The 19,763-nt window shown below is 37.9% G+C and carries 15 protein-coding genes and 5 tRNA genes; all 20 read left to right on the forward strand.

Going from position 1 to position 19,763, the window contains the following annotated elements; all coding sequences use genetic code 11:
• The first annotated feature begins 37 nt into the window (after positions 1 to 37).
• Positions 38 to 1,729 (forward strand): alanine/glycine:cation symporter family protein, encoded by a 1,692-nt coding sequence (locus ACJJVW_RS11135; RefSeq protein ID WP_405226439.1) that lies wholly within the window; start codon positions 38 to 40, stop codon positions 1,727 to 1,729.
• An 11-nt stretch (positions 1,730 to 1,740) separates the two neighbouring features.
• Complete coding sequence (locus tag ACJJVW_RS11140) at positions 1,741 to 2,622, forward strand: ComEA family DNA-binding protein (protein WP_405251913.1); 882 nt, start codon at positions 1,741 to 1,743, stop codon at positions 2,620 to 2,622.
• Positions 2,623 to 2,749: 127 nt separating this feature from the next.
• Positions 2,750 to 3,934, forward strand: a complete 1,185-nt coding sequence (locus ACJJVW_RS11145) for an acyl-CoA dehydrogenase family protein (protein WP_405251916.1) — start codon at positions 2,750 to 2,752, stop codon at positions 3,932 to 3,934.
• Between the two features lie 83 nt (positions 3,935 to 4,017).
• The gene (gene rpsU / locus ACJJVW_RS11150) at positions 4,018 to 4,212 is read left to right on the forward strand and encodes a 30S ribosomal protein S21 (RefSeq protein ID WP_013749868.1); all 195 of its coding nucleotides are present in this window, start codon (positions 4,018 to 4,020) and stop codon (positions 4,210 to 4,212) included.
• A 175-nt stretch (positions 4,213 to 4,387) separates the two neighbouring features.
• Positions 4,388 to 5,275 (forward strand): tyrosine-type recombinase/integrase, encoded by an 888-nt coding sequence (locus ACJJVW_RS11155; RefSeq protein WP_405251918.1) that lies wholly within the window; start codon positions 4,388 to 4,390, stop codon positions 5,273 to 5,275.
• A gap of 69 nt (positions 5,276 to 5,344) precedes the next feature.
• On the forward strand, positions 5,345 to 5,641 hold the full coding sequence (locus ACJJVW_RS11160) for an HPF/RaiA family ribosome-associated protein (protein ID WP_108878173.1): 297 nt from the start codon (positions 5,345 to 5,347) through the stop codon (positions 5,639 to 5,641).
• 118 nt (positions 5,642 to 5,759) lie between these two features.
• Positions 5,760 to 5,833, forward strand: a tRNA-Thr gene (locus ACJJVW_RS11165).
• 101 nt (positions 5,834 to 5,934) lie between these two features.
• A tRNA-Tyr gene (locus tag ACJJVW_RS11170) sits at positions 5,935 to 6,016 on the forward strand.
• Between the two features lie 43 nt (positions 6,017 to 6,059).
• Positions 6,060 to 6,132, forward strand: a tRNA-Gly gene (locus tag ACJJVW_RS11175).
• A 48-nt stretch (positions 6,133 to 6,180) separates the two neighbouring features.
• A tRNA-Thr gene (locus ACJJVW_RS11180) sits at positions 6,181 to 6,252 on the forward strand.
• A 118-nt stretch (positions 6,253 to 6,370) separates the two neighbouring features.
• Positions 6,371 to 7,558, forward strand: coding sequence for an elongation factor Tu (gene tuf, locus ACJJVW_RS11185; protein WP_108878174.1), 1,188 nt, complete (start codon positions 6,371 to 6,373; stop codon positions 7,556 to 7,558).
• Between the two features lie 168 nt (positions 7,559 to 7,726).
• Positions 7,727 to 7,799: transfer RNA gene (locus ACJJVW_RS11190), tRNA-Trp, on the forward strand.
• 106 nt (positions 7,800 to 7,905) lie between these two features.
• A complete protein-coding gene (gene secE, locus ACJJVW_RS11195; protein ID WP_013749864.1) occupies positions 7,906 to 8,109 on the forward strand; it encodes a preprotein translocase subunit SecE in 204 nt (67 codons plus the stop codon).
• Positions 8,110 to 8,119: 10 nt separating this feature from the next.
• Positions 8,120 to 8,674, forward strand: coding sequence for a transcription termination/antitermination protein NusG (nusG, locus tag ACJJVW_RS11200; protein ID WP_013749863.1), 555 nt, complete (start codon positions 8,120 to 8,122; stop codon positions 8,672 to 8,674).
• An 81-nt stretch (positions 8,675 to 8,755) separates the two neighbouring features.
• Positions 8,756 to 9,196 (forward strand): 50S ribosomal protein L11, encoded by a 441-nt coding sequence (gene rplK / locus ACJJVW_RS11205; RefSeq protein ID WP_013749862.1) that lies wholly within the window; start codon positions 8,756 to 8,758, stop codon positions 9,194 to 9,196.
• Positions 9,197 to 9,216: 20 nt separating this feature from the next.
• A complete protein-coding gene (rplA, locus tag ACJJVW_RS11210; RefSeq protein ID WP_013749861.1) occupies positions 9,217 to 9,915 on the forward strand; it encodes a 50S ribosomal protein L1 in 699 nt (232 codons plus the stop codon).
• A gap of 15 nt (positions 9,916 to 9,930) precedes the next feature.
• The gene (rplJ, locus tag ACJJVW_RS11215; RefSeq protein ID WP_108878175.1) at positions 9,931 to 10,452 is read left to right on the forward strand and encodes a 50S ribosomal protein L10; all 522 of its coding nucleotides are present in this window, start codon (positions 9,931 to 9,933) and stop codon (positions 10,450 to 10,452) included.
• A 56-nt stretch (positions 10,453 to 10,508) separates the two neighbouring features.
• A complete protein-coding gene (gene rplL / locus ACJJVW_RS11220; RefSeq protein ID WP_035334247.1) occupies positions 10,509 to 10,880 on the forward strand; it encodes a 50S ribosomal protein L7/L12 in 372 nt (123 codons plus the stop codon).
• Positions 10,881 to 11,074: 194 nt separating this feature from the next.
• Positions 11,075 to 14,896, forward strand: a complete 3,822-nt coding sequence (rpoB, locus tag ACJJVW_RS11225) for a DNA-directed RNA polymerase subunit beta (protein ID WP_013749858.1) — start codon at positions 11,075 to 11,077, stop codon at positions 14,894 to 14,896.
• Between the two features lie 96 nt (positions 14,897 to 14,992).
• Positions 14,993 to 19,294, forward strand: a complete 4,302-nt coding sequence (gene rpoC, locus ACJJVW_RS11230; RefSeq protein WP_339847052.1) for a DNA-directed RNA polymerase subunit beta' — start codon at positions 14,993 to 14,995, stop codon at positions 19,292 to 19,294.
• Positions 19,295 to 19,763: the final 469 nt, after the last annotated feature.

A 19,763-nucleotide genomic window follows, 5' to 3' on the forward strand; every position in this document is an offset into this window, starting at 1 on the left:
CTAGCTGAATTTACAATAACTTAATATATCTATACTAATGAAGAAATACCTTTTATTCATTCTTTCTGTTTTTATTCCGCTTCTTTCATTTGCACAAGAAACTCAAGAAGTAGGAATTGACCAGAAAATTGACCAAGCATTTCAACCAATTTCAGATTTCTTTTCGGCAATTGTATTTTTTGAAGTTGCAGGAACACCTTTTGTTCTTATTTTATTAGTGGCGAGTGCCGCTTTTTTTACGATTTATTTTGGATTCCCAAACGTACGTTTCTTCTGGAGAGCAATCCAAACTGTACGTGGTAAATATGAAGATATTGAAAAGCATGGAGCTGCAGAGCTTTATGGTGAAGATGGTATTGCACAAGGCCAAGATTTATCTAATGTTGATATAGAAGAGCATATAGAAAATCTTGATGTAGATGATAATCTAGCTATTGATGGAGACATCGTAGACACAATTAGAGATGAAAGTTCTGCAGGAGAAGTTTCTCACTTCCAAGCACTAGCAACTGCAGTATCTGGAACTGTAGGTAATGGTAATATTGCTGGTGTTGCACTTGCTATCGCATTAGGTGGTCCGGGAGCTACATTCTGGATGATTGTTTGTGGTCTTTTAGGAATGTCTACAAAATTTGTAGAGTGTACCTTAGGTGTTCAGTACAGAGATGTAGGTGAAGACGGGACTGTTTATGGAGGTCCTATGTATTATTTAACTAAAGGTTTAAAAGCAAAAGGATTTGCAACTTTAGGAAAGATTGCAGCTGTAGTATTTGCTGTTTTCTGTATTGGTGGTTCTTTTGGTGGTGGTAACGCAGCTCAATCTAACCAAGCTACTATCGTTCTTAAAGAGATGTTTAACATGACGAGTGCAGCCTCAGGATTTATTGTAGGTATTGTACTTGCAATAATTGTTGGTATTATCATCATAGGTGGTATTAAGCGTATTGCTCAGGTAACAGAGAAAGTAGTACCTTTTATGGCAATCATGTACGTTGTTGCATGTCTATACATTATACTAAGTAACTTTACTCTTATTGATGATGCTGTAGCACTTATCGTAAAAGAAGCATTTAACCCTACAGCTATAGGAGTGGGAGGATTTATAGGAGTATTATTAGTTGGTTTCAAAAGAGCAGCATTTTCAAATGAAGCTGGAGCAGGATCTGCATCTATTGCACACTCTGCAGTACGTACTAAATACTCTGCAAGTGAAGGTCTAGTGGCATTACTAGAGCCATTTATCGACACAGTACTTATCTGTACGATGACAGCACTTGTGATTATTATTTTCAACTTTGGAGGAGCTTTCCAATATGGTGGTGATGGACTAGGAGCTGTAATGATAGGTGGGGAATCTTTTGAAGGAGCTGGTATTACTGCCAAGGCTTTTGCAGAATATATTCCTTATTCTGATGTATTCTTAACAATTGCAGTGGTACTCTTTGCAGTGTCAACGATGATCTCATGGTCTTATTACGGACTACAATCTTGGAAATTTCTTTTCGGGCGTGGTAAGGTTGCAGATTTAGTGTACAAATTATTATTCTTAACGTTTGTAGTTGTAGGAGCATCTGCAAGTATGAACTCAATATGGGCATTCTCTGATGCAATGATTTTTGCAATGGTTTTCCCTAACATGGTGGGATTATTCTTCCTATTCCCTGTTGTTAAAAAGCAATTAACTAGATACCTTAACGCTATAAAGCTTAAGGAGCAGGCTATAGAGTAATAGTAAATAGTATGAAAAGTTTAAAATCCCATTTCATTTACGATAGGCGTAAAAGAAATGGGATTTTCTTTTTTATAGCAATAATTATTGCGTGTACTGCTGCGGTCATTTTTTATACCCCAGAAGCCGATGTGCAAATATCTCAAGAAGAAGATCTAGAGGTTTTGGCGTTTCAGAAGGAGATAGACTCTCTTAAGTTGGTAGAGATTGAGAAACATAAGCCTAAGATTTTTCCTTTCAACCCTACACTACTTACAGACTTCAACGGTTACAAACTTGGTATGACCACAGAGGAGATAGATAGAGTGTTACGCTTTCGCGAAAGCGGGAAATGGTTTGATTCCACCGCTCAGTTTCAAAAAGTGTCAGGCGTCTCAGATTCCCTGCTTACAGTGATGGAACCTTATTTTAAATGGCCGAAATGGATTGAAGAGCAAAAGAAATCTCCTAAAAAGAAATCTAGTTTTAAAAAGAAATGGAAAACTGCCGAAGAAAAAGGTGATCTCAATAGTGTCTCTTATGAAATGTTGATAGCTATTGATGGTGTAGATGAAGATATAGCGACCAGAATACTTAGACATCGTGATAAAACTGGAGGATATCTAGTAGATTTTCAGCTTTACAGTGTGTTTGGGGTTGATAAAAATGTGAAACGTGCAATTCTTAACGAATACACGGTAAAAGAAAAGCCAGTAGTTGCATTAGTAAATGTGAATACGGCAACCGCATCAGATTTATCTACCGTTCCTTTACTTAATTTTGATCTTGCCAAAGAGATAGTAGATTATCGAATTCTCAGAGAAGGTATCAAATCGATAGAAGAATTGAAAAATTTGGAGGGTATGACAGACTTTAAATATGATATAATAAGTTTATATTTACATATTGATTGAAATTGCTATAAATAACCATCACATTCTTAGTAATTATTCTAATTTTAGAGAATTACTTATTAGAATGAAATTCCCAATTGTAAGAGTTGTAAAAGGCTTACAATTGGATTGAAAAAGAATTTTAAATATGACAAACATGTATTTTACGGAGGAGCATAATCTCTTTCGCGAAAGCTTAAGAGACTTTCTTAAGAAAGAAGTAGTGCCGCACATTGATAAGTGGGAGGAAACAGGACAGATAGAACGTTTTATCTGGAAGAAATTTGGTGACATGGGATTCTTTGGGATTAGTTATCCTGAGGCATATGGAGGAATGAATCTTGACTTCTTCTATACTGTTATCTTATTAGAGGAGCTACAGCGTATTAATAGTGGTGGATTTGCTGCTGCGATATGGGCGCACGCTTATCTTGCAATGACACACCTTAATGTAGAGGGTGATGAAAGAATAAAATCTGAATATCTTACAGCGAGTATTGCAGGAGATAAAATAGGTTGTTTATGTATCACAGAACCTTTTGGTGGAAGTGATGTTGCAGGTATGAGAACTACAGCTGTAAAGGATGGTGATCATTATGTAATTAATGGTTCTAAGACCTTTATCACAAATGGCGTGTATTCAGATTATTTAATTGTTGCTGCTAAGACGGCTCCTGAGTTAGGAGGTAAAGGTATGAGCATTTTCCTATTAGATAGAGATATGCCAGGTATAAGTGCTACAAAGCTGGATAAGCTAGGGTGGAGAGCATCAGATACTGGAGAGATTGCATTTGATAATGTGAAGGTGCCAGTGGCAAACCTTATGGGTGAAGAGAATGCAGGCTTTGGGTACATCATGCAGCATTTTGCATCAGAGCGTCTTATTATGGGTATAAACGCTCATGCGAGGGCAGAGTATGCTATTGAGTATGCGCTAGACTACATGAAGGACAGAATGGCCTTTGGTGTTACTATTGATAAATTCCAAGCGTTACGTCATACACTAGCAGAGCGTCAAGCAGAGGTTGAGATGTCAAAAGCTTTTAATTATACAGTGGCATATCGTCTTAATAAAGGGGAGTATGTTGTAAAAGAAGCGACCATGTCAAAACTCACTGCGACAAAAATTGCAGATGAGGTAATTTATGACTGTTTACAGATGCTAGGTGGTTATGGTTATATGGAAGAATATCCACTTGCACGTATGTTACGTGATAGTAGGCTAGGACCTATAGGTGGCGGTACCTCAGAAATACTGCGTGAAATCATTGCAAAGATGGTTATCGATAAGAAGACTTACAAAGCAAAGTCAGAAGAAATTTCAAAAAATTAAAGGATAGGGTTGCAGGGTTACTTTTAAAACGTATATTTGCAGCCTGAAAACCGAATAAGAACTTAAAGAAAGGAGGTCCCACTATGTTAATTATACCAGTAAAAGACGGAGAAAATATAGATAGAGCGCTTAAACGTTTTAAGCGTAAATTTGATCGCACAAAAACTATGCGTAATCTTAGAGAGCGCAAGCAGTTTACAAAGCCTTCTGTAGTAAGAAGACGTGAGATTCAAAAAGCATCGTACATCCAAGGGATGAGGGATGCAGAGAATATCTAGCATTTATTAATCCGTTGTCATGCAAAGCATGATCTGGATTAACAGAGAGATTAAACCTCTCTCAATCATATAAAACCGTTGTGTTGTAAAGTTTATCTTTACAGTGCAACGGTTTTTTATTTTAGACATATGTTGTAAAGAGTGTTTGTAGTAATTCTAATAATCTATCTTATTTATGTCATTGACCTCTTTTCTTGATTATCTCAGTCTTGAGAAAAATTATAGCAAGCATACAGTTGTAGCTTATGAGAAAGATGTGGTTGAATTTTTGGCTTTCGCCAAAATAACTTTTGATGAAAGTAATTTAGCAGATATTCATTACGTGCAAATCCGGTCTTGGATTGTAAGTCTTGTAGATAACGACGTTTCTAACCGAACGGTCAATAGAAAGATATCTTCGTTAAAGGCTTACTATAAATTCTTACTTAAAATAGGTGAGATAGAAGCTTCGCCACTTGCGAAGCATAAATCACTAAAAACTCCCAAGCGACTACAAATTCCATTTTCTGAAGTAGAGGTGGGAGCTGTCTTTGATCGGCTAAAAGAAGCTGATGATTTTGCAACGTTGAGAGACTTATTCATAGTGGAGCTTCTGTATGCAACTGGAATGAGACGTGCTGAGCTAGTGGATCTGACTGTGGGGAGCATTGATGTGGTTCAAAAAACCATAAAAATTATAGGTAAACGTAATAAGGAGCGCATCGTTCCTTTGCTTTCTAGTGTGGTTGTTACCTATGATAGGTATATAGCTGTTAGGTCTTCTGTAGCTAGTAGTGGTGAAGATGCTCTCTTGGTGACTAATAAAGGTGCTAAAATTTATAGCACCCTTGTATACAGGATAATTAATCGTTACTTTAGTGAGACGTCAGATAAGTTAAAAACGAGTCCGCATATATTGAGACACTCGTTTGCAACGCATTTACTTAATCAGGGTGTAGATTTGAATATTGTAAAAGAGTTGTTGGGTCACGCAAGTCTTGCATCTACGCAAGTTTATACGCATAATAGTGTCCAGGCGCTCAAAGATGTTTATTCTAAAGCGCATCCTCGCAATAAAAAGTAATTATCTGAGTAATTAAAGCAAGCACCTATTGTAAGGTGTTTGAGTTTTGAACTAAAAATATATAATCTTATGAAAGTAACTGTAGAAGCGCCAAAATTTGATGCAGATGTAAAGCTCATTGAATTCATTGAAAAAAAAGTAGGAAAGCTTGAGCATTTTTATGATAAGATAATTCACGCAGATGTGTTCTTAAAATTAGAGCCTAATGTGAAGCCGGATAATAAAATTGTGGAGCTATTAATCAGTGTTCCAGGGGATGAGTTTATCGTAAAGAAAATGGCAAAGTCTTTTGAAGAGGCTACAGACACGTGTGTACAGTCTATGGAGAGGATGCTTTTAAAGAGGAAGGATAAAATTAGATCTTAATTTTTTTGATTTTTTTTCAAAAAAAAATTGGATAAGTATAAAAATTAGTTATCTTCGCAGTCCGTTAGAAATAGCGGACTTTTTTACGCCTCTTTATAGAGGTCTATGTAAGTAAAAAGCCGATGTAGCTCAGCTGGCTAGAGCAGCTGATTTGTAATCAGCAGGTCGTGGGTTCGAGTCCCTCCATCGGCTCTTTTTTAACTGAAATAAAAAGGTTAAAAAGTTCTTTAAAATATTGTTTTATTATTCAAAATTAATACGTAGTTTTGCGCACTGAATTTTGATAATACAATGGGGAGATACTCAAGCGGCCAACGAGGACTGACTGTAACTCAGTTGTTTTTAACTTCGCAGGTTCGAATCCTGCTCTCCCCACACCTTTAATTTCATTATCACTTTTGTTAGTGAGATTATAAACGCGGGAGTAGCTCAGTTGGTAGAGCGTCAGCCTTCCAAGCTGAATGTCGCCAGTTCGAACCTGGTCTCCCGCTCTAAATGCCTTTGAGGTATTGAGCTTTCGCGAAAGCGTAAAAAAATCCGCCGACGTAGCTCAGGGGTAGAGCGTTTCCTTGGTAAGGAAGAGGCCACGGGTTCAATTCCCGTCGTTGGCTCAAAAAGAATTAATAACAATGAGTGCTGGTCGCACTCACTTTTCGTGTTTAAATGAGAAGGTACTCGATCAATAGTAAACTAGTACACTAATAATAACTAAGATTAAATAATTACATTATGGCAAAGGAAACATACGATCGTTCGAAACCCCATTTAAATGTTGGAACTATCGGACACGTAGATCACGGTAAAACAACTTTAACAGCTGCGATTACAAAAGTATTGGCAGATGCGGGTTATTCAGAAGCTTCTGCTTTTGATCAAATTGATAATGCTCCTGAGGAAAAAGAAAGAGGTATAACAATAAACTCTTCACACGTTGAGTATGCTACGGAAAACCGTCACTACGCACACGTTGATTGTCCAGGTCACGCCGATTATGTAAAGAATATGGTAACTGGTGCTGCTCAAATGGACGGTGCTATACTTGTTGTTGCTGCTACAGATGGTCCAATGCCACAAACACGTGAGCACATCCTTCTTGGTCGTCAGGTAGGTATTCCTCGTATCGTTGTATTCATGAATAAAGTGGATATGGTTGATGATGAAGAATTACTTGAGCTTGTAGAGATGGAGATCAGAGATCTTCTTTCTTTCTACGAGTATGATGGAGATAATGGTCCTGTAATTGCTGGTTCTGCTCTTGGAGCATTAAACGGTGAGCAAAAATGGGTTGATACAGTATTAGAGCTTATGGCTGCTGTTGATGCTTGGATCGAAGAGCCACTACGTGAGACTGAAAAGCCTTTCCTTATGCCAATAGAAGATGTATTCTCTATTACAGGTCGTGGAACTGTTGCTACAGGTCGTATCGAAACTGGTATTGCAAACACTGGAGATCCTGTTGAGATCATTGGTATGGGTGCAGAGAAACTTACATCTACTATTACTGGTATTGAAATGTTCCGTCAGATCCTTGATAGAGGTGAGGCTGGAGATAACGCTGGTATCCTTTTAAGAGGTATTGAGAAATCAATGATTTCTAGAGGAATGGTAATTGTTAAGCCAGGATCAGTAACACCACACGCTAAGTTTAAAGCTGAGGTTTATATCCTTAAGAAAGAAGAAGGTGGACGTCACACTCCATTCCACAATAACTACCGTCCACAGTTTTATGTACGTACAACTGATGTAACTGGTAACATCATGCTTCCTGATGGAGTTGAGATGGTTATGCCTGGAGATAACTTAACTATTACTGTTGAGCTTATCCAGCCTATCGCACTTAGCTTAGGTCTTCGTTTTGCTGTCCGTGAAGGTGGTAGAACTGTAGGAGCTGGTCAGGTAACTGAGATATTAGATTAATTCTAGTCTATAGATAAAAAGTAAAGGTGTCTTGTTTTGCAAGACGCCTTGACTTTTGTTAAGAGGGGTTCTGTTTAGCTTTCGCGAAAGTGTTGCTTGTTGAAATCCTAAGTTTATGAATAATAACGATAATTTCTTTTGAAATTTGAGATTCAAAACTTAAAGTATACGGGATTAGCTCAGTTGGTAGAGCACTGGTCTCCAAAACCAGGTGTCGTGAGTTCGAGTCTCTCATCCCGTGCAACTTAAATTAGCTTTAAGATTAATTTTTAGAGCTAATTTATATTTTGAAAACATTAGAACATCCTAGCGCTTGTTAGATGTTTGTTTAGAAAGAAATAACTATTATGGCTGGATTAATTAATTACGTTCAAGAATCATATAATGAGCTTAGAAACCACGTGACGTGGACGCCGCTTCCAGAAGCGCAGCGTCTAATGGTAGTGGTTGCTGTGTTTTCTATAATTTTTTCATTGGCTATTTGGGGTGTTGATACCGTTTTTAGTAATGTGATTAAGTTATATTTTGATAAAGTAGTTGGAACAAATTAATTCAAGCAAGATGGCTAAGACAAGTAACACGAAGCAGTGGTATGTGGTAAGGGCCGTTAGTGGTCAAGAGAATAAAGTAAAGGCGTATATCGAGCAAGAAATTTCTCGTTTAAATCTTGAGGATAGTATTGAAGAGGTGTTAGTGCCTACTGAAAAAGTTATCCAAATCCGTAATGGTAAAAAGGTTAATAAAGAGCGTGTTTATTTTCCTGGATATATAATGGTTAAAGCTAATCTTGGTGGAGAAATTCCTCACATTATTAAGTCTATTAATGGTGTAATTGGTTTTCTTGGTGAGGTTAAAGGGGGAGATCCTGTTCCTTTACGTAAGTCTGAGGTTAATCGTATGTTAGGTAAGGTAGATGAGCTTGCTGTCAAGCAAGACAGTATATCTATACCATTCACTATAGGTGAGACAATCAAGGTGATCGATGGTCCATTTAATGGATTTAACGGTACGGTTGAGAAAGTGAATGAAGAAAAGCGTAAGCTTGAAGTGATGGTGAAGATATTCGGAAGAAAGACTCCGTTAGAGCTTAGCTATATGCAAGTGGAAAAAGTATAAGAGATTAATTGTTACATTAATATATTTTAGATTTTGTTCTATGCTTCCACATTATGAACAAGTCTGTTTAAATTTTTAGAAATGGCAAAAGAAGTAAGTAAGGTTGTTAAGTTACAAGTACGTGGAGGGGCTGCAAATCCTTCTCCACCAGTAGGACCTGCTTTAGGTGCAGCCGGTGTAAATATCATGGAGTTCTGTAAGCAGTTTAATGCTAGAACTCAAGATAAAGCTGGTAAAGTGCTTCCTGTTGCGATAACTGTTTATAAGGATAAGTCTTTTGATTTTGTAATCAAAACTCCTCCAGCAGCAGTTCAATTATTGGAAGCAGCTAAAGTTAAAAGTGGTTCTGGTGAGCCTAACCGTAAGAAGGTTGCAAAAGTTACTTGGGATCAAGTACGTGCAATTGCAGAGGACAAGATGCCTGATTTAAATGCATTTACAATTGATAGTGCAATGAAGATGGTGGCTGGTACAGCTCGTTCAATGGGAATAACGGTTAAAGGTGGAGATGCTCCAGCTTAACAGCTTAAAACAAAATTAAAATGGCAAAATTAACAAAAAAGCAAAAAGAAAATCAGACTAAGATTGAAGCGGGTCAAACCTACAATCTTGCTGATGCTTCTGCTTTAATTAAAGAAGTAAGTAACGTAAACTTTGATCCTTCTGTAGATATTGCTGTGCGTCTTAATGTTGATCCTCGTAAAGCTAACCAGATGGTTCGTGGAGTGGTTACATTACCTCACGGTACTGGTAAGGATGTAAAAGTGCTTGCGCTTGTTACTCCAGACAAGGCTGCTGAGGCTCAAGAGGCTGGTGCAGATTACGTAGGATTAGACGAGTACCTTGAGAAAATCAAAGGTGGTTGGACAGACGTAGATGTAATTATTACTATGCCTAGTGTAATGGGTAAATTAGGGCCTTTAGGACGTGTTTTAGGACCACGTGGTTTAATGCCTAACCCTAAGACTGGTACAGTTACTATGGATATTGCAAAAGCAGTATCTGATGTAAAAGCAGGTAAGATTGACTTTAAAGTTGATAAGACTGGTATCATTCACGCTTCTGTAGGTAAAGCATCTTTTGATGCTGAGAAAATTGCAGGAAACGCAAGAGAATTAATAACAACATTAGTAAAGCTTAAACCTACTACGGCAAAAGGTGTTTACATAAAGAGTATTTTTATGTCAAGTACAATGAGCCCATCTGTAGAGGTAGATGCTAAGCGATTCGCTACTGACTAGTTCAAATTTTAAATTATGACAAGAGAAGAAAAATCAATAGTAATTAAAGATTTAACTGCGCAGTTAGGGGATAATGTACATATTTATCTTGCAGATATATCTGGTTTAGATGCAGGTACGACTTCTAATTTACGTCGTGCATGTTTTAAAGCAGGAGTTAGTCTAGCAGTAGTTAAAAACACATTGCTTTCAAAGGCAATGGAGGCATCAGACAAGGATTTTGCAGAACTTCCAAGTGTATTAAAAGGAAACACTGCAATCATGTTTGCTGAGACGGGTAATGCACCTGCTAAGGTAATTAAGGAATTTCGTAAGAAATCTGATAAGCCTTTATTAAAAGGAGCATTTATTGAAGAAGCTATTTATGTTGGAGATGACCAACTAGATAGTCTGGTAAATATCAAATCTAGAGAAGAACTTATTGGAGACATCGTTGGATTGCTTCAATCACCTGCTAAGAACGTTGTTAGCGCTCTTAAGTCAAGTGGAGGTAAACTCGCTGGTATTATCAAAACCCTTTCTGAAAAGGAAGGATAAGCAGTACGCACTATTATTTATTATATAACAATTACAATTTTCAAAAACGATAGAAAATGGCAGATTTAAAAGATTTCGCAGAACAATTAGTTAACCTTACAGTAAAAGAAGTAAACGAGTTAGCTACTATTTTAAAAGATGAATACGGTATCGAGCCTGCTGCTGCTGCAGTAGTAGCTGGACCAGCTGGAGCTGGAGCTGAAGCTGCTGAGGAAAAGTCAGAATTTGACGTGATCCTTAAAGCTGCTGGTGGTTCTAAACTTGCTGTAGTTAAACTTGTAAAAGAATTAACTGGAGCTGGACTTAAAGATGCAAAAGAGCTTGTAGATAATGCACCATCTCCTATCAAGGAAGGTGTTTCTAAAGACGAAGCTGAAGCACTTAAAGCTCAATTAGAAGAAGCTGGTGCAGAGGTTGAGCTTAAGTAAGCTTACCATAATAACTAGATAAAGGTTTAGGTTAATTGTACTTCTTCGGAAGTACGATTATACCTAAACCATTTGTCGTATAAGATGGTTACCTTTTTTGTAACTCGATATTTACTTGATTTTAATCGTACATAATAAATCATATTTAAACTTGCTAAGGGGCAAGTTTAGTTCTAATCAAATTCCGTTCGTTGATGATGCAAGATGCAAAACAAGGAGAAAGAATCAGTTTCTCATCGGTAAAGAATAGACCTGATTATCCAGACTTTTTGGATATTCAAGTAAAGTCTTTCCAAGATTTTTTCCAACTGGAAACAAAGTCTGATGAGAGAGGTGATGAGGGTCTTTATAATACTTTTCTCGAGAACTTCCCAATTACAGATACTCGTAACAACTTTGTACTCGAGTTTTTAGATTATTTCGTTGATCCACCAAGATACTCTATTCAAGAGTGTATTGAGCGTGGTCTTACATATAGTGTGCCTTTAAAGGCACGTCTAAAATTATACTGTACTGACGAAGAGCACGAGGATTTTGAAACTATTGTACAAGATGTATATCTAGGTACAATTCCATACATGACTCCTAGCGGAACATTTGTGATCAATGGCGCAGAGCGTGTTGTTGTTTCTCAACTACACCGTTCACCTGGAGTTTTCTTTGGACAATCGTTCCACGCAAATGGGACAAAATTATATTCTGCCCGAGTAATTCCTTTTAAAGGATCTTGGATAGAATTTGCGACAGATATTAATAGCGTTATGTACGCATATATCGATCGTAAAAAGAAATTACCTGTTACTACACTTTTCCGCGCAATCGGTTTTGAAAGAGATAAAGACATCCTTGAAATCTTTGACCTTGCAGAGGAAGTAAAAGTTTCTAAAACAGGCTTAAAAAAATATTTAGGTCGTAAGCTTGCTGCACGTGTTCTTAACACGTGGCATGAAGACTTCGTAGATGAAGATACTGGTGAAGTTGTTTCTATCGAGCGTAACGAGATTGTGCTTGACCGTGATACTGTATTAGAAAAAGAGCACGTAGAAGAAATTCTTGAAGCTGGAGCTAAAACTGTGTTACTTCACAAAGAAGATAATCAGCAGGCAGATTATGCTATTATCCATAATACACTACAAAAGGATCCAACAAACTCTGAAAAAGAGGCTGTTGAACATATTTATAGACAACTACGTAATGCTGAACCGCCAGATGAGGAAACAGCACGTGGTATTATTGATAAATTATTCTTCTCAGACCAACGCTATAACTTAGGTGAAGTAGGTCGTTACAGAATGAATAAAAAATTAGGTCTTGATATTGAGATGGATAAGCAAGTGCTTACTAAGCTTGATATTATTACCATTATTAAGTATTTAATTGAGTTGATCAATGCAAAAGCAGAGATTGATGATATTGATCACTTATCAAACCGTCGTGTACGTACAGTTGGTGAGCAATTATCTGCACAGTTTGGTGTAGGTCTTGCACGTATGGCTCGTACTATTCGTGAGCGTATGAACGTTCGTGATAATGAAGTTTTTACTCCTATTGATTTGATTAATGCAAAGACATTGTCCTCTGTTATTAATTCTTTCTTTGGAACAAACCAGTTATCACAATTTATGGATCAAACCAATCCTCTTGCAGAGATAACGCACAAGCGTCGTCTTTCTGCTCTTGGACCTGGAGGTCTATCTCGTGAGCGTGCTGGATTTGAGGTACGTGATGTTCACTATACTCACTACGGAAGATTATGTCCAATTGAAACACCAGAGGGGCCAAACATTGGTCTTATTTCATCTCTTGCGGTATATGCAAAGGTGAATAACATGGGATTCATTGAGACTCCATATAGAAAAGTAGAAAACGGTAAAATCGATCTAAAATCTGAACCACTTTATTTAAGTGCAGAGGAGGAAGAAGGGATGTTAATTGCACAAGCAAACAACCCGATGGATGATAGCGGGGCAATTACTGAAGAAAAAGTAATTGCACGTATGGAAGGAGATTTTCCTGTTGTAGATCCTGATACCGTACACTATGCAGATGTCTCTCCTAACCAGATTGCATCTATATCTGCATCTCTTATTCCATTCTTGGAGCATGATGATGCAAACCGTGCACTGATGGGATCAAACATGATGCGCCAGGCAGTACCACTTATTATGGCAGATGCGCCTATCGTGGGAACAGGTCTGGAACGTCAAGTAGCTACAGACTCTAGAGTACTTATTAACGCAGAAGGTGCGGGTACTGTTGAGTATGTAGATGCAAACATGATTACTATCAAGTATGATCGTACTGAAGATGAGCGTTTAGTTAGCTTTGACGAAGATTCTAAATCATATAACCTTATTAAGTTCCGTAAAACGAACCAAGGAACAAATATCAACTTGAAACCTATTGTAAAAGTAGGTGATAGAGTGGAAAAGGGTCAAGTATTATGTCAAGGGTATGCTACCGAGAAAGGGGAGCTTGCACTAGGACGTAACATGAAGGTTGCCTTCATGCCTTGGAAAGGATATAACTTTGAGGATGCAATCGTAATATCTGAAAAGGTAGTACGTGATGATATCTTTACTTCTATTCACATTGATGAGTATTCTCTTGATGTGCGTGATACTAAGTTAGGAAACGAAGAGCTTACTAATGATATCCCTAACGTTTCTGAGGAAGCTACTAAGGATCTTGATGAGCACGGAATGATCCGTATAGGAGCAGAGGTAAAACCTGGAGATATATTAATAGGTAAGATTACTCCAAAAGGAGAATCTGATCCTACTCCAGAAGAAAAACTTTTACGTGCAATCTTTGGAGACAAAGCTGGTGATGTAAAAGATGCTTCTCTTAAAGCTTCTCCTTCTTTACATGGTGTGGTTATCAATAAGAAATTGTTTGCAAGAGCAATAAAAGATAAGCGCAAGCGTGCAAAGGATAAAGAAGACATCGCTGTTCTTGAAAATGAGTATGACGATAAGTTTGACGATTTACAAGCTGTAGTAATTGAAAAATTATTTAAGCTAGTAAACGGTAAAACTGCTCAAGGTGTTATGAACGATCTAGGTGAGGAAGTTCTTCCTAAAGGAAAGAAATTCACACTTAAGATGCTTAACTCTGTAGAAGATTACACGCACCTTACACAAGGTACTTGGACTACAGATGACAAGACTAACACGCTTATAGCAGATTTATTACACAACTATAAGATTAAAGAAAACGATCTACAAGGAAACTTACGTCGTGAGAAATTTACAATTTCTGTAGGAGATGAATTACCAGCTGGTATCATCAAACTTGCAAAAGTGTACATTGCTAAAAAACGTAAGCTTAAAGTAGGTGATAAAATGGCAGGACGTCACGGTAACAAAGGTATTGTTGCTCGTATCGTTCGTCAAGAGGATATGCCATTCCTTGAGGATGGAACTCCAGTAGATATCGTTCTTAACCCACTTGGTGTACCATCTCGTATGAACATCGGGCAGATTTATGAAACGGTATTAGGATGGGCTGGTCAAAAATTAGGAAGAACGTATGCGACGCCTATTTTTGATGGAGCTACACTAGATCAGATTAATGCACTTACTGATGAGGCAGGTATTCCACGTTTTGGACATACTTACTTATATGACGGAGGTACGGGAGATCGTTTTGATCAACCAGCAACAGTAGGAGTTATCTACATGCTTAAACTAGGACACATGGTAGATGATAAGATGCACGCGCGTTCTATCGGACCATACTCTCTTATTACGCAACAACCTCTTGGAGGTAAGGCGCAGTTTGGAGGTCAACGTTTTGGTGAGATGGAAGTTTGGGCTCTTGAGGCATATGGAGCTTCGGCAACATTGCGTGAGATCTTAACTGTAAAATCTGATGACGTGATTGGTCGTGCTAAGACGTATGAAAGTATTGTAAAAGGAGAGCCTATGCCAGAGCCGGGACTTCCTGAATCTTTCAACGTATTGATGCATGAGCTTAAAGGACTGGGACTAGACATTCGTCTAGAGAATAAGTAAATGGTTTTTGGAAAGCGGAGTCTTTTTAGGTTCCGCTTTCGCGAAAGCGTAACAATAACCATTCACAACAATAATTAATTCGACATATACAGAATTATGGCAAGAAATAATGATAATGTACAACAGCCGAAGTTTAATGCTATCTCGATCGGTCTTGCGTCTCCAGAATCTATTCTAGGGGCATCAAGAGGAGAAGTTTTAAAGCCGGAAACAATAAACTACCGTACGCACAAGCCAGAGCGTGACGGGTTGTTCTGTGAGCGTATTTTTGGTCCTGTAAAGGACTATGAGTGTGCTTGTGGTAAATATAAAAGAATACGCTACAAAGGGATCGTGTGTGATCGTTGTGGTGTTGAAGTAACAGAAAAGAAAGTACGTCGTGATCGCGTGGGACACATTAATCTTGTGGTTCCTGTTGCACACATTTGGTACTTTAGATCGTTACCTAACAAAATAGGTTACTTACTTGGTCTTCCATCTAAGAAATTAGATATGATCATTTACTACGAGCGTTATGTGGTTATACAACCAGGTATTGCAAAGAGTGAAGAAGGTGAGGAACTTAACAAGATGGATTTCTTAACAGAAGAGGAGTATTTAAATATACTTGATAGTCTTCCTCAAGAAAACTTATATCTTGATGACGAGGATCCAAACAAATTTATCGCCAAAATGGGTGCTGAATGTTTGATCGACCTTCTTAAAAGAATTGATCTTGATGAGCTTTCTTATGAGTTACGTCACAAGGCAAATAATGAGACGTCTAAACAACGTAAAACGGAGGCGCTTAAACGTCTTCAAGTTGTAGAAGCACTTCGTGATTCTAACAAGAATCGTGAGAATCAACCTGAGTGGATGATTATGAAGGTTGTACCTGTAATTCCACCAGAATTACGTCCACTAGTACCACTAGATGGAGGTCGCTTTGCAACATCAGATTTAAATGATCTTTACCGTCGTGTAATTATACGTAACAACCGTCTTAAGAGATTGATGGAAATCAAGGCTCCTGAGGTAATTTTACGTAATGAGAAGCGTATGCTACAGGAATCTGTAGATTCACTTTTTGATAACACACGTAAGTCATCTGCAGTAAAAACAGATTCTAACAGACCATTAAAGTCTCTTTCTGATTCTTTAAAAGGTAAGCAAGGGCGTTTTCGTCAAAACTTACTTGGTAAGCGTGTGGATTATTCAGCACGTTCTGTAATTGTTGTTGGACCTGAGCTTAAATTGTTTGAATGTGGTATTCCTAAAGGAATGGCTGCCGAGCTTTATAAGCCATTTGTAATCCGTAAGCTTATTGAGCGTGGGATTGTAAAGACAGTAAAATCTGCAAAGAAAATAATAGACAAAAAAGAGCCAGTAGTTTGGGATATTTTAGAGAATGTTCTTAAAGGACATCCTATCCTCCTTAACCGTGCTCCTACGCTTCACCGTCTAGGTATACAGGCCTTCCAGCCTAAACTTATTGAAGGTAAAGCAATACAGTTACACCCATTAGTATGTACAGCATTTAACGCCGATTTTGATGGTGACCAGATGGCAGTACACTTACCATTGGGACCTGAAGCGATACTTGAGGCGCAGCTATTAATGCTTGCTTCTCATAATATCTTAAACCCTGCAAACGGTGCTCCAGTAGCAGTACCTTCTCAGGATATGGTATTAGGTCTTTACTATATGACAAAGGCCAGAAAATCGACTCCGGAATTTCACGTAAAAGGAGAAGGAATCACTTTCTACTCTGCAGAAGAGGTAAACATTGCCTACAATGAAAAGCGTGTAGACATTAATGCTATCATTAAAATACGTGCTAAGGATTTTAATGAGAATAAAGAGCTTGTTTATAAAGTAATGGAGACGACTGTAGGTCGTGTGCTATTTAATGAAGCAGTGCCAGAAGCAGCTGGATATATTAACGAAGTATTGACTAAGAAGTCTCTTCGTGATATTATCGGTGGTATTCTTAAAGTGACTAGTGTACCTGTAACAGCAGATTTCCTTGACCGTATCAAAACGATGGGTTATGGATTTGCATTCCGCGGTGGACTATCATTCTCTCTTGGAGATATTATTATCCCGAAGGAGAAGCAGGAAATGATTGATGATGCAAACGAGCAAGTTGAAGGTATTACTGGATCTTATAACATGGGTCTTATTACTAACACAGAGCGTTATAACCAAGTTATTGATGTATGGACATCAACAAACGCGACTCTTACGGAGCTTTCTATGAAGCGTATTCGTGAGGATCAACAAGGGTTTAACTCGGTGTATATGATGCTTGACTCTGGAGCACGTGGATCTAAGGAGCAGATTCGTCAGCTTACTGGTATGCGTGGTCTTATGGCAAAACCAAAAAAATCTAACGATGGAGGTGGTGCCATTATTGAAAACCCTATTCTTTCTAACTTTAAGGAAGGTCTTTCAATTCTTGAGTACTTTATCTCTACGCACGGTGCACGTAAAGGTCTTGCAGATACCGCTCTTAAAACGGCAGATGCAGGTTACTTAACACGTCGTCTAGTAGATGTGTCACAAGATGTTATTATTAATAGCACAGATTGTGGTACGTTAAGAGGTGTAGAAGTAGGAGCTCTTAAGAAAAACGAAGAAATCATTGAGAAACTAAGCGCACGTATCGTGGGACGTACATCATTAAATGATGTAATTAATCCACTTACAAACGAGGTAATCGTTGAGGCTGGTGTTGAGATTGATGATGACATAGCAGATCTTATAGGTGCTGCACCAATAGAAACTGTAGAGGTTCGTTCTGCGCTTACTTGTGAGGCTAAGAAAGGAATTTGTGTGAAATGTTACGGTCGTAACCTAGCAACCAATAAAACGGTGCAAATGGGTGAAGCTGTAGGAGTAGTAGCAGCACAATCTATTGGAGAACCAGGTACACAGCTTACACTTCGTACGTTCCACGTAGGAGGGGTAGCAGGAGGTGTGTCTGAGGATTCTAGTGTAACAGCTAAATTCCCTGGACTACTTGAGATCGAAGATCTTAAAACTGTAACTGGACAAGATAACGAAGGAAACGATGTTCAAATCGTAATCTCTCGTACATCTGAAGCAAAAGTATCTGATCCTAAAACGGGTATCACATTAAGTACAAATACAATTCCTTACGGTTCACAAATATTTGCCAGCTCTGGTGATAAAGTGAAAGCTGGAGATGTAATCTGTAAGTGGGATCCATTTAACGGTGTAGTTATTTCAGAATTTGCTGGAAAAATTAAGTTTGAGTCTATTGAGCAAGGTATTACATACCGTGTAGAAACAGATGAGCAAACAGGTTTCCAAGAAAAAGTAATATCTGAATCTAGAGATAAGAAGAAGATACCAACATTGATTATTGAGGATAGCAAAGGAAACGCGCTACGTTCTTACAACTTACCAGTAGGAGCTCACCTTATGATTGATGATGGGGATAAAATTAAAGAAGGTAAGATTCTTGTAAAAATACCTCGTAGGTCTGCAAAGGCTGGCGATATTACAGGGGGTCTTCCACGTGTAACTGAGTTGTTTGAAGCGCGTAACCCATCTAACCCAGCAGTAGTATCTGAGATAGACGGTGTGGTTTCATTCGGTAAAATCAAACGTGGTAACCGTGAGATAATCGTAGAGTCTAAGCTTGGAGAAATCAAGAAGTACTTAGTGAAGTTATCTAATCAGATTCTAGTTCAAGAAAATGATTATGTACGCGCAGGTATGCCACTTTCTGATGGATCTGTGACACCTAATGATATTCTTAATATCAAAGGGCCGTCTGCAGTACAGCAGTACCTAGTAAACGAAGTACAAGAAGTATATCGTCTACAAGGGGTGAAGATTAACGATAAGCACTTTGAAGTTGTTGTGCGCCAGATGATGCGTAAAGTACGTATACAAGATCCAGGAGATACTATTTTCCTAGAGAATCAATTGGTACACAAAGCAGACTTCATTGAAGAAAATGATGCAATGTACGGTATGAAAGTCGTAGAAGATGCAGGAGAATCTGAGAGCCTTAAACCAGGTCAACTCGTTTCACCACGTGAGCTTCGCGATGAGAACTCTTTACTTAGAAGAGAAGATAAGAATCAAGTTACAGCTCGCGATGTAAGTCCAGCTACAGCTTCTCCTATCCTTCAAGGTATTACAAGAGCATCGTTACAGACTAAGTCATTTATCTCTGCAGCATCATTCCAAGAGACAACAAAAGTATTGAACGAAGCTGCTGTAAGCGGTAAGATTGATTACTTAGAAGGTCTTAAAGAGAATGTTATTGTAGGTCATAAAATTCCAGCAGGAACGGGAATGCGTCGTTACGATAATATACTCGTAGGAAGCAAAGAAGATCTTGAGAATATGATGACTGAAAAGCAAGAAGTGAATTACAACTAGTATGTAGTTTGAGTTTTTTAATTTTTTAAGAAACAAAAGCTTTAATAATTTTAAAACCCGTTCAGCAATGCTGAACGGGTTTTTTATTTTAATATAACTAATCACATTGCTTAGATGGGGTTCGGTATTTCGTGTTGAGATAAATGCTCATTAGACTATTTATGCTTTCGCGAAAGCGTACTAATTCTTACACTTTATAGATGTATTTGAAGCAACACCATGTCTTAGGGTATCGCAACATATGATAACCATTAACCATTCATTATTTAAAGCTACTATATAGATATGAAAAGCGTCTTGCGAAATCACTTATCAAAATATAAGAAGATTTGCAGGAGCTTGTAAGTTTAATAATGAATATGAACAGATATGAATGCTCCTCAACTCAGTAGTTGCTAAACGTACCTAGAACTTGCTGTAACTAGGTAGAGTTTTTAGTCTTTTAATTTATGTAATGGGACTAGAACGT

This window comes from Dokdonia sp. Asnod3-C12, from assembly GCF_045063975.1.
In the GTDB taxonomy this organism is placed as follows: Bacteria; Bacteroidota; Bacteroidia; order Flavobacteriales; family Flavobacteriaceae; genus Dokdonia.